Source organism: Burkholderia reimsis (assembly GCF_003294055.1).
In the GTDB taxonomy this organism is placed as follows: domain Bacteria; phylum Pseudomonadota; class Gammaproteobacteria; order Burkholderiales; family Burkholderiaceae; genus Burkholderia; species Burkholderia cepacia.
This window is the reverse complement of the sequence record NZ_QMFZ01000084.1, coordinates 1-11,978: the sequence shown is the minus strand read 5'-3', so window position 1 is coordinate 11,978 and position 11,978 is coordinate 1. Positions and strand designations below refer to the sequence as shown.

8 protein-coding genes are annotated in these 11,978 nt (G+C 61.4%); all 8 read left to right on the top strand.

The window, feature by feature from the left end; genetic code table 11:
* Positions 1-2,755 (top strand): DUF637 domain-containing protein (locus DPV79_RS40950; RefSeq protein ID WP_113048125.1); only part of this gene is annotated, 2,755 nt, incomplete at its 5' end.
* Positions 2,752-2,955 carry a DUF4926 domain-containing protein gene (locus DPV79_RS40945; protein WP_113048124.1) on the top strand — a complete coding sequence of 68 codons (204 nt, stop codon included), beginning with the start codon at positions 2,752-2,754 and terminating at the stop codon, positions 2,953-2,955. The genes DPV79_RS40950 and DPV79_RS40945, both read left to right, overlap by 4 nt.
* Positions 2,956-3,657: 702 nt before the next feature.
* Positions 3,658-5,694: a two-partner secretion domain-containing protein gene (locus tag DPV79_RS40940; protein WP_113048123.1), complete on the top strand. Its 2,037-nt coding sequence runs from the start codon at positions 3,658-3,660 to the stop codon at positions 5,692-5,694.
* A gap of 1 nt (position 5,695) precedes the next feature.
* Positions 5,696-5,833, top strand: coding sequence for a hypothetical protein (locus tag DPV79_RS42985; RefSeq protein ID WP_165843643.1), 138 nt, complete (start codon positions 5,696-5,698; stop codon positions 5,831-5,833).
* Between the two features lie 2 nt (positions 5,834-5,835).
* A complete protein-coding gene (locus tag DPV79_RS40935; RefSeq protein WP_113048122.1) occupies positions 5,836-7,638 on the top strand; it encodes a ShlB/FhaC/HecB family hemolysin secretion/activation protein in 1,803 nt (600 codons plus the stop codon).
* 102 nt (positions 7,639-7,740) lie between these two features.
* Positions 7,741-8,595, top strand: a complete 855-nt coding sequence (locus DPV79_RS40930) for a peptidylprolyl isomerase (protein ID WP_113048121.1) — start codon at positions 7,741-7,743, stop codon at positions 8,593-8,595.
* Positions 8,592-9,182: a hypothetical protein gene (locus DPV79_RS40925; protein WP_244321911.1), complete on the top strand. Its 591-nt coding sequence runs from the start codon at positions 8,592-8,594 to the stop codon at positions 9,180-9,182. Before DPV79_RS40930 ends, DPV79_RS40925 begins: the two co-directional genes overlap by 4 nt.
* A 132-nt stretch (positions 9,183-9,314) precedes the next feature.
* Positions 9,315-11,483 (top strand): hypothetical protein, encoded by a 2,169-nt coding sequence (locus DPV79_RS40920; protein WP_113048119.1) that lies wholly within the window; start codon positions 9,315-9,317, stop codon positions 11,481-11,483.
* The last annotated feature ends 495 nt before the right edge of the window (positions 11,484-11,978 follow it).

The window sequence follows — 11,978 nt, the reverse complement described above, 5'->3', positions numbered from 1 at the left end:
TGGGCCGACTATCGCGTTGACCGGTGCCACGCTTGTCAACGGCATCACGAATCCGAATGTCTATACGCCACCGCCAGCAGTGTCGGGGCAGGTGATTTCGCTCGGGCCGGTGTCGGTGTCAAGCTACATGTCGACGACGGTTGATGCAGCCGGTTTCGTGACGAACGCCAGCGGCCAACGGACGTCCGTGACCGGTGCGGCTGGTTTGCCGTCGAATTCCCCGGTTGGGGTGCAGACGGTTGCCAAGCCGACGACGCCGTCCGTGACGAATGTCAGCGCGCCGCAAACGGTCACTGTCACGACGATTTCGGGCGAAAAGGTCAAGGCGACCTATTTGACCAACAACCCGGCCGCGCAGGTCGTCGACTCGATTTCGTCGGCATCGCTGATCGCAGCGCTGCCGGCCAATCTGCGCCCGGGGAGTGTGCCGTTCTACTACGACCCGTACACGGAGAACCAGCAGATCGAGCAGGCTGCACTGGAGGCGACGGGCAAGAGCAGTTTCTATAGCACGCCGAGTGCAACCGACAGTACGAGCCAGGCATCGATCAACAATCAAGACAAGGCCGCGCTGTACGGTGCAGCGCTTGAGTACGCCAAGCAGAACAACATTGCGCTGGGTACGCAACTGTCGCAGGCGCAATTGGCGCAGATCAACGCGCCGATGCTTTGGTACGTCGAGCAGACGGTGCCTGAGCCGGGGTGTACGGCGACAGGTAATGGCTCTTGTCCGACCGTGCAGGCACTGATGCCTGAAGTGCTACTGCCGCAAAACTACGCCGTGGTCAATGCGGATGGCGAGATCACGGGCAAGGACGTCACGCTCAATTTCGTCAACAGCATTCTCGATACGGGGACGATTACTGCCGAGACCCTGCATCTCAACACCAATAGCCTGACGAGTGAACAGCGCTCGACGAACATCGGCACCATCTATACCGATCTTGGTGACGGCGTAGGTGTTACGACGGGGACAGTCGTGCAGCAGGGCGGCTTCATTTCCGCTGCCAATTACGACATGAACGTGCAGGCGCTGAACCAAGTTGGTGGCGCGCTGCAAAAGCTCAATGCGGACGGCAGTGTCGATACCGACGGCACGCACGCAATGCTGGCGAATCTGAAGAGCCAGCTCGGTAGCAACTTTACTCAATCTACCGTTAGCAACAATCTGCACACGGATTTCATTGCCGATAGCGGCGGCGTCGGTGCGCAGATTATGGGGGCGATTGCAGCAGTGTTTGCTGCCGTCATTATGCAGCCCGAGATCTCGGCAGGGATCATGTCGATGACCGGTGCAGCGGATGCGGCGGCTGAAGGGGCTTTTGCGGCTGCGGCGGCCGGGGCTGAGGGTACCGCGATTACAACGGCAGCGACCGTGGCGGGAGGTACGTTCGCCGTCGGCGGTGTTGCCAATACGATGATATCGGTCGGCTTGACGAGCTTCTTTTCGAGCATGGTGGGGCAGGTCGTCGGGACCGGACAGGTCGATTTCGGCAGTGCATTGCAGAATGGCTTGATCGGTGCTGTGACGGCCGGATTGACCAACGGCATCACTTTCGATGCGAGCGGGCCGAATTGGTCCTGGACTGCGTCGCCGAACAGTCTCGCCTCGTTGGCCGGTGTGCAGAATGTCGGAAACACGTTGGTGCCGCAGGCGAGCGTGCCGGTGGCAGGAACATTGCCGGAGCAGGCGCTGGCAGTTGCTGGCGAAGCGGTAATCCAAGCCAGCGTCCAGACTGGAATCGGTGGTGGAAGCTTCCTGACGAATCTGCGTAACAGCGCGGTGAGCGATGTTGCCGCCGTGGGTGCATACGCAATTGGGAACGCGTTTGACGAAACGACAGGATTCTGGACGACCAGTAATCCGCTCTATGCCGTCGAACACGCAGTGCTCGGATGTGCTGGTTCTGCGGCAAACGGAACCGGGTGTGCAAGTGGTGCAATTGGCGGGGCCGTGTCGGCGATGACGGCGAACAGCATCGCGACCGCCGTGACGGGAGGGCAGGGCATCACCGATCAGGGGCAGCTGGCTGCGATCGTGACGGCGACTTCGTTGCTCGGTGGCGCAGCGGCAGGCTTGCTGGGCCAGAACGCGTTGGCCGCGATGACGGCGGCGCAGAACGAGACGCTGAATAACACGTGTGCGCCGGGCCATAACTGCGGCACGCTGACGAGCGCGATTAAAGATACGGGGCGCGCGGCGTGGAATGCGGCGGTCGGGACGGTTGAGGCGGTTCCGAACTTCGTGAATGGGGCGCTGCCGGGCTATCCGGATTACGTGCCGTTCCTCAACGGTGCGATGCTGCCATATGACGATCCGGATTTCGGGAGTCTGGTATCGCTGGTAGGAGCAGCCGGGGCGGCTTCACTTATTGGTAGCGGCAGGTTTGCCGCCGGTGGTGACGTTGCTTCCCTTGCCACAGCAGACTCGCGAAAATTCTCTGACTACATATTTGCCACGGGCGCTGATCACGGTAAGAACGCCGTCTTTGAATCACTGGGATACTCCGGCGCTGACTCTGCTTCACTGACGCAGATGTGGGAACAGCAAGCCGCTCAGAAATACGCCCAGGGTCAATATACGCTTGGTAAACTGGATCAATACGGCCAGCGCATTAACATCGAAATTGCGTTGCCTGGGAAGGGGGGCGCAGCTGGTCAAACGAGCTATCTGCGTTCAGGCTGGATGATTCAAGGTGATGGTTCCATCAAGTTGAATACGCCATTCTCTGGATTTACGCGGAGCCCAAAATGACGATTCATATTTATGACAGAGTGAGATTCGTTGGACCGAGAGGTTTAGTTTCCTCGCTGAGACCGGGGGATATCGGCTACGTCATTGAGGACTACGGCGACGGTAACTACGAGGTCGAATTCTCAAATGCAGACGGTACGACTCGAGTGCAAGAAGTGATTGCAGTCGAACATTTAGAGAATGCACCGCTGACGCCCTGAGTTACGGAAGAGTGGGTGAACGCAGCGCTAGGGTGTGCTGCTGGCGCCGCGACGGGGCAGGGATGCGGTGGCGGTGCCATTGGCGGGGCCTCACTGTCCGAAGGGATTCGGATGGAACCCCGGTCTTGGCGGAACTCCCATTGCTTCAGCGTTGCTGATCCGGTAATTCCAGCGGATTGGTGTTTTTTTGATTTCGGTGGCGGGTCCTATGGCTTGGAGCCTAAACAGTTTTCAGGGGAATTCCGGGCTCGTTTTCACGGTTCTGACCCTGACGCGGAGAAGGCGTTTGAGCAAGTAGTAAAAAAGCTTGAAGCCATTGCGCGAACGAAGGCGGCAGGATAGAGCAATTGGCGCGGTGGCGCAGAACCGTCTCGTTACCTTCGCACTTTGAGCAGGCTCGTGCGGAGCATGCTTAGTCGAGTACGCGCCGAGACGGCCCCGGCGGCGTGCAGGCTTGTTCTTTAACGAAGTCCAAGCGTCGAGCGGGAAAAGCGCGTCTGGGCGAAAAACTGGGATCCCGAACTGCATCTACGCGGCGGTCGTCGGAGAAGCCACGCCGCGTCTAGGGTTGCGGGCGGTTGCGAATGCGGACGCCTCAGGTGCTGGATGCGATGTCATAGGCAGAGCGACGAATACCATTTTGTCGCTGATGGTGCTGGTCAAAATATAAGAATTTGTGATCCTAACGTAATAACAGATGATATGCAGCTGAGAAGACTATGTCAGTACTTGATCGTTGCATGGGCAAGTCTTGCAGGGGCGGCCAACGCGGCCGGCATCGTTGTGGATGGCAGCACCGTGACTGTCGTCTCCACGGCAACCAACGGTCACCAAACCGTCAACGTCGCATCAGCGGTCGGCGGTGTCTCGAACAACACTTATTCGTCATTCAATGTTTCGAAGGCAGGCGCCGATCTTAACAACGTCGGCATCAACGCGCGCACGATCGTCAACCAGGTCACGAGTACGAATCCGTCGCTGATCCAGGGCAACATCAACGTGCTCGGTCCGCGCGCGAACGTGATCCTCGCGAATCCGAATGGCGTGACGGTAGACGGCGGCAGCTTCACGAACACAGGGCACGTTGTGTTGTCGACCGGGCAGGTTAGCTTCAACGACGTAACGATCGCGCCGGGTGTGACGCAACGCAACGTTGTGCTGACAACGAGGCACGGCGGAATCGCAATAGGGCCTGGCGGGCTGTCCAGCACCCTGGTCAATCTCGACCTGATCGCCAAGCAGTTGAGCATCAACGGTCCGGTGACCAACGATTTCACCAGCTCGACGAGCGGCATCCGCGCGATCGCCGGTGACAGCACGACGACCTACGACACCAGTTTCTCACCCTCCGACAACGGCCACGACTGGTTGATCGGTATCTCCGCGCCGGGTACGAAAAGCAACGCCGGTGCGGTCGATATCACGGCAGCGGGTGGTTTGACGGCCGGCCGCGTCCAATTGATCGTCACCGATCAAGGCGCGGGCGTGCACAGTCTCGGCAAGGTCTACGCGAATGCAGGCGACGTCGTCGTCACGGCAAGCGGCGACATCGCGATCGTGGACGGCAGTTTGAAGGCCGAGCGCGACGTAGCACTCAAGACCATCGGTACGGTGTCGTTCCAGGGCGGACAGATAACTGCCGCGAACAACGTGAACGTTCAAGCCGGCAATATCGCATTGACCGATGACAGCACCGGCCCAACGACGCTGAGCGCAGGCAATACGGTCTTTTTGACAAGTAGCGGCTCGATCACCAACACCGGCAGCCTGATTCAGGCCGGAACCACTGCGAGCGACGGCACCACGACGGGCGGCGATGTGATCCTCACCGCTGCAGGCGACATCACGAACCGCTCGAGCGCGAACGACCTCGGCATCATGTTTGCCGCCAACGGCCAGACGAAGCTCACGGCGGGCGGCAACATCATCAACGACAACGCCCGCATCCTGTCCAACGGCGCAGTGAGCCTCACCGCGGCCGGCGACGTGCAGAACATCATCGACCATACCGGCGCCACGAATGGCGGCCAGCCCACTGCGTATTCCGATCGCGGCGGCAGCTTCCTGTTCTTCACGCATACGACGAGTGGCTTCGACGTCGATTACGGCACGGTCGGCAAGCCGGACCAGCTCGCGTATATCGCCGCCGTGCACGGCCCGGTGACGATCACGAGCCGCAACTTCACGAATGCCGGCGGGATCGTTCAATCGAACGACGGCGACGTCAACATCACCGCGCAGAACGCGTTCACCAACGCCGCAGTCTTCACGGGTCAGGCGAGCTATACGCGCAGCTGCTGGATCTTCTGCCACGCTGACGCGTCGAGCAACGTCACGCCCTATGGTGGAACGATCCAGGCGGGTGGCAACGTCAACATCAAGGCCGGCACGGTCGCTCGCAACGTCGGCGGCAACGTCTTCGCGACCGGCGACATCAAGGTCGATGCGCCCATCACGTACGCGCAGGGCGTGACCGGCTACTCCGCGATCAACCAGCACCGTGGCTTCAAGGCGTTCTTCGGCAGCACATGGGCGCAGATCATCGCGATGGACATCGGCGGCGGTTTCACCGCGAACGGCAGCGTGACGCTGACCGGTGACGGCGTGATTGACGGGGGCTCGTTCGCCGGCGGGAAGGGCGTCGCGGCGGCCGGCGGCATCACGACCGTACGCACCCCTTCGCGCACACCCGTCCAGATCGACCAGCATTTGGGCCTGACGACTTGGTGGTGGCACTGAAATGAATAAAACGCTGTTGAGCGTGTTTGGTCTGGTGATCTTTGGATTGATCGTGATACTGGCAATTGTCCTGGAGACGGCCCCGAGCCCGCAGGAAAAGGCAGCCCTCACGGCGGCAAAGACGGTAAAGGCGAGGTGAGGATGCGAGTATTGCTGAAGCTCTGGTTGGGAACATCGGTTCTGGTTGCCTGCGTGGGATGGCTTGCCTATCGGCCTGTTCACGCCCAAACCGCGCCGCCGGGCGCGCGACCTGTCCAGGACCCTGCGCAACTAATTATCGAGCAGCAGCGTGAGCAGGCGCGGCAGCGGCAGCTGGAGCAGGCGCCTGCGTCTATCACGATTGCGCCGACATCCGAAACCACGCTGGACATTCCGCTCGGCACGCCGATCGATGAGATCGTCGAATCCGGACCGACTTTTCCGGTGCGACGAATTGTGTTGCATGGGGCGGATGGCAAGCCGTTCGATCCGCCCGGAGGTGTTTCGCGAAAGCAACTCAACGAGGTGATAGCACCGTTCGTCAATCACGATCTCGGTTCGCACCGCATCAATGTGCTGCTGAAGCGCCTCACCGACGTTTTCGTTGAGGGTGGTTTTGTAACGACGCGCGCATTACTTGGTCCGCAAAACCTGGCCACCGGAACGCTGAACGTCACGGTTCAGGTTGGCCGCATTGCGAGCTTTATGGTCAACGGCCAGCCGATCCATCGCCTGAAGGCGGGAGAGTCCGCGGCGGGTGGTGGATGGCTGACCGACGCGGGGTACGAGAATGCGTTTCCTGCGGCATCTGGCGACCCCTTGCGCCTGTCCGACATTGATCAGGGCGTCGCCCAGATCAACCGGCTGCGGCGGAATCAGGCGACGATCCAGATCCTTCCGGGCCAGAGCGCCGGTGATTCGATTGTCGCGATCAATAATCCGCCCGGAGACCGGCTGTACTACAACCTGGGTGTCGACAACTACGGTAGTTCAGCGACGGGCGTTACGCGTTACCGTGCTGGCGTCGAAGCCGACAACCTGCTTGGCTTGCAGGAATCGCTCAGCCTGAATTTCCTCGATAGCCTCGATAGCAATGCGCTCGTAGGCTCGTTTGCCGTGCCGTTCGGCCGGAATACGTTCAGCTACACGATCTCGGACTCGGAGTATCAGCAGGTCATCGGTACGACCGCGCTCGAGTACGGCCGTACGCTATCGCACATCTTCGGCTGGAATTATCTGGTGAGCCGAACGCCGAGCGACATTACCAGTGTCGACGCGACGGTATCGTGGCGCCGTACCGACCGCGAGGTCAACGGAATCGATCTCGATCCGCAGCGCCTCGCGGTGTTCCGGCTCGGCGGCAACTGGTTGCATAAGTTCGTGATGAACGACGCGCAGGGCAATGTCAGTCTCAACGGTGGCGTGTCCCAAGGCTTGCCGTGGCTTGGCGCGAATCACGATCCGCACGGCATCACGCGCGAGGAAGCGCACAGCCAGTTCACCAAGGTGGACGCGACGGCAGCCTTCACGCTCCCGCTACCGAAAATCGGCCGTGCGCTGTTTGCCTATCGCGGAATGCTGGGTGGGCAATACACGAACATGGCGCTGTTCGGTTCAGAGCAACTGTATCTCGGTGGCATGGACACGATTCGCGGCTTCCGGTCAGGTGAAATCGCGGGCGACCGCGGCTTTTATTCGCGCAACGAGCTCGCGTGGGTCAACGCACCGGCCTGGAAAGATGGACGGATCGAGCCGTATCTGTTCCTTGACGCCGGCAAAGCGAACCTCGTCGCAGTATCCGGTTTCCCGACGCTCGCCGGTGCCGGAGCCGGGCTGCGCGCTCAATGGCAGTGGCACAAGCAAGCGCTATCGGGAGAACTGCTGGTCGGCCGGGCATTGACTCAACCTGCCGCACTGGGTTCGAAGGCGACGCTCGTCCTGGGCACGGCAAACTGGGTGTACTGAGTATTTCCCCCGTGTCCTGATTTCATCCCTCCGAGAATCGGGGCACCTTTGCGCGGCATCGGATCGCCGCGCCCTTTTTATTCGATGTAGCGAGAAAAGATCATGAAAAAGACGCTGAACCGCGTGCTGATTGCTGTAGCGGTTGCTGGAACGTTGGGCGGAACGGCTTATGCACAGACTGCCGCCCCATCTCTGCCCGCGGGAGCCGTTGCAACGGTCAACGGTACGGCGATCACGCAGGCTGAGGTCGGCGCCGTGCTGCAAGCCTCGAAGCGACCGGATACACCCCAGCTCCGTCAGGCGATCAAGAACCAGCTGATTGCGCGAGTGCTGATTCAGCAAGCGGCCGAGAAGGCCAACTATGGCGACAAACCGGAAGTCAAGCAGGCGATGCAGATCGCGAAGTCGAACGCCGAGGCGCAACTGTATTTGAAAGACAACGTGAAGCCGGAGCCGGTGACCGATGCGCAGATCAAGGCGCGCTACGACGACATCGTTGCGTCGCTGGGTAGGGAAGAGCTCAAGCCGCGCATCATCGTCGCGAAGGATGCCGCGACGGCTGCCACCATACTGGCGCAACTGAAGTCCGGTCATTCGTTCGAAGCAATTGCAAGACAGTACAGTCAGGCACCGACTGCCGCCACCGGTGGCGAACTGCCGTGGGTCAGCTTCAAGACGCCAGTGATGGAGGACAAAACGCAGGGACTGCCGCTTTCGGTCGCACAGGCGATGACGAAATTGCCGGCTGGCGGCGTTACACCGGAGTCGATTCCGCTCAGCAACGACGTCAACGGGCCGCGCGCGATTGTCAAGGTGGACGCGAAGCGGCCGACGCAAGTGCCGATGTTCGAGGCCGCGAAGCCGGTGATTCAGCAGCAACTGCAGGCGCTCGCTGTTGAAAGGGCGAGTGCGGACCTGGTAGGCCGGCTTCTGAAGCGCGCGGCGATTCAGCAGTGAGTGATGTGGAGGAGAACGCAAGGTCTGATCTACCGAAGATCGAATGTGCTCGCGCCATCAATAATCTAGCTAGTAAGAAAAAAATGAAGCCGATTTCAGTTGCCTCCGCAATCTCCCTCGCGGCCTCTATTGCGCTTGCGCCGCAGCTTGCGGTTGCGGACGCACCGGGTGCAATTCGACTCGATCCGGTTGCGGGCAAGGAAGCATGCACCGCAGGCGTCGGTGTGCCAAATACGTCCAGCGGGTCGCTCGCCCTGTGTGTCAAGAACGGTCTTTTCGCCCACGACCAGTACGAAGTGAAGGCCGACGGGGCAGTCGTTTTGCAGGGTATCGACGACGAGACCACGGACGGGGTGAACGGCTCGTATAGCGGGCGACCGATTAGCTTGAAATGTACTCCTGTCCTCTCCGCGCCAGAAAGTGTCACCGACTCACAGATCGAGCCGATGCGGAGCTCGTACCCCACGGCTTCGCGAGACCAGTTGAAGCAGCACTACGTGCTGCTCAACACGCTAGAGACAGGTCGTCACTGCGTCGTTCGTGTTGACTCAACGAATATCTTGTCAGCCGACATTCATTTCGAATGAAACGCTTCTCTCATGAACGGCCTGGCGAACGCAGCGGAACTCCAGGGCACTTCGCCTGCGAAGTTGTGCGAAGTCTTCGGAGCTGTCCGGCGGTAGACCGTTGGTATCTACATTTCAAGCAAGAACAACATCATGAACGCCAAGTGTTACCGAACCGACTTCAACGCCGTGTGCGGCATGCTGGTCGACGGGTCACCTCATTCCGCGCGGCAAGTGGCTGGCGAGCCCATCCAGCGCCACGGCCAGATGATGTTCTTGGACCGGAACCCCGAGATACTGGGCAGCCACTTTGGCGGCCGGCTGCTGCAGTACAGGCCGGACACCACGCAGCAGCGCAATCACCCGCTCGCCATCCGTCCCGCAAATGACCTCCGGCTGTCTGCCAAGCACCATGGGCTGCGGCGTTCGGCAATTTCCATGTCGGTGTGCGCGGCCGTCGCTACAGCGGTCCCGGCCCGCCATGCCCTGGCGATGGACTACACCACATCCATCACCGGAAACAGCACCGCCGACGCTGCCTACTCCACTTCCACTGATGCCTCCAGCAGCTTGGTGTATGCGCTGCAGAACGGCGACACCGTTTCGGCATCGACCAACCAGCTAGCCAACCTCCAGGCCGTGAACCTCGTTGGTGTGAGCACGCCGGTTGTGTTGCAGGTGGGCACCAACGGCGCCGGCACGCTGGGGGTATTGGCCTCCCGCACGGGGGTGACGAACTGGGGCATCGTCCACGGTATCGACGTGGAGGCCGGCAGCACCCAGACCGTCAACGGCAACACCAATGTCCGCGCCAGCGCGGACAACGCCAGTAGCGAGATCGAGGGCGTCTACGTCCACCAGGGCACGGCCACGCTCAACGGCAACACGACCATCTTGACCAATACGCCGGGATATTCGCGTGGGCTTTGGATTTATCAGGGCAACGTCACCTTCAACGGTGACACCACGATCACCGTGCGAGGCCACGGAACGGACAACGACGGCATCTACAACTACGGGGGTGGCGCCGGCAACGTGACGTTCAACGGAAACGTCGCGATCGATTCCGTGGGCGAGCATCCGAGCGATAACGTCCACGGCGTGTACAACGACAACCCCCACACGCGGCTCACCATCAACGGCAACCTCGACCTGTCGGCCACCTCGAACGGGTCGACCGTGTTCGGCATCCGCAATCAGGGCGTGCTCGCCGTCGGCGGAGATATGTCCGTTACGGCAACGGGCCCGCGCTCGGCACTCGGTGTGGCGAACACGCACCGGACGGCGAGACTCACGGTGGGCGGCAACGTCGACGTCAAGGTTGTCAACTCAACGGGATATACCCCGTTCGGGCTGCCGACTGCCATTCAGGCCCACTACGGCACCGGCTCCAGCATGACGTTCCGCAAGGGCGTCAATGCCACGGTGAACGCTGCCACCACGGCCTTTGGCATCGACAACACCGGCGTGATGAATTTCTCGTCCGCCCGTGACGCGGCTGCCCTGAACGTTGCGTCCACCTGCGCGACGTGCAACGTGTTCGGCATCAACCAGAGCGGTGGCACCATCACCATGGCGGGCGGCGCGCAAGTCAAGGCGTCCACCACGGGCGCGGGAGCGACCTTTGCCATTGCTAACGCCGCCGCCCACGGCGTGAACGCCACGCTCGACATCAACGCAGCGGGCGCCGGCAAGGTGACGCTGGACGGCGATATCACCACTGCCAACTATGCGTCCAGCAGCAGCACGGGCAGCACGGACGTCGTCTTCAACACGCCGGACTCGTACCTCAAAGGCAACATCGTCCCGTACATCAATACCGGCCTGACCACCGACACCATCAACTATGTGGCGGGCGCCACGACGCTGAACTTCGCCAACGGCGCGACGTGGATCCCCACCGGCACCGGCAACTCCCCTAACGACTTCGGTGCCGGCGGCTTGACGCTGGCCTCCGGTGGCGGCATCGACCTGTCGCGCCGTTGGGGCATGTTCGCGCCGGGCAGCATCCCTGCCTACAACCTGCGCACCGTTACCATTGACAGCAGCGCGCCCGGTGGCGCCAGCGTCAACCATCAAGGATGGCGCCACCTTCACGCTGCTGAGCGATGTGCGCAACGGCGCCGCAGACAAGGTGGTGTTCGGCTCGGGCATCCGCAACTTCTCGGCAGCGGGCACGCAGAACATCAAGATCGCCTACGACCCGGTGCTGCAAGACACCTCGTGGGTGAACGCGAGCACCATCGAGGCCGGCAAAACGTTCAGCTCCGCCTCACCCATCACGATCGTCGATGCCAGCGCGGCCGCCGGCGGCGCCGCTAGGCTCGCCGCCGTCGCGGGCGCACCCGGCGCCTGGACGAGGACGTATGAGAACGCGCTGGTGTCGTTCACCTATACGCCGCAGGTGGCGGTATCGAGCGACGGCAGCAAAGTCCTGCTCACCGGCATCCATATTGCGGGCAACGGCGATGGCGGTTCCACAGGCTCGACGGGCACCGGCGGCAGCCCTGGTTCGACGAACCCGACGAACCCGACGAGCCTGGGCACGCCGGCGGTGCCCACCGTTTCTATCGGTGTGGGAACGTTTGCTGGCATTCGCCCAGCCGAAGCCGTGCTGACCGCGTCCGAATCGGTGGCGGCCATGCGCGATCTGCTGCTGCGCACGTCCGCCTTGCCCGGCACCACCGACATCAACACGCCCCTGCAAGCTGCGGATACCGAAGGCAACGTCTGGCTCACGCCCATGGCCAGCCGCAATACGGTCGATACCACCTATGGACGCCAGTACAGCGAGACGGTCACGTCGCTGAGCCTCGG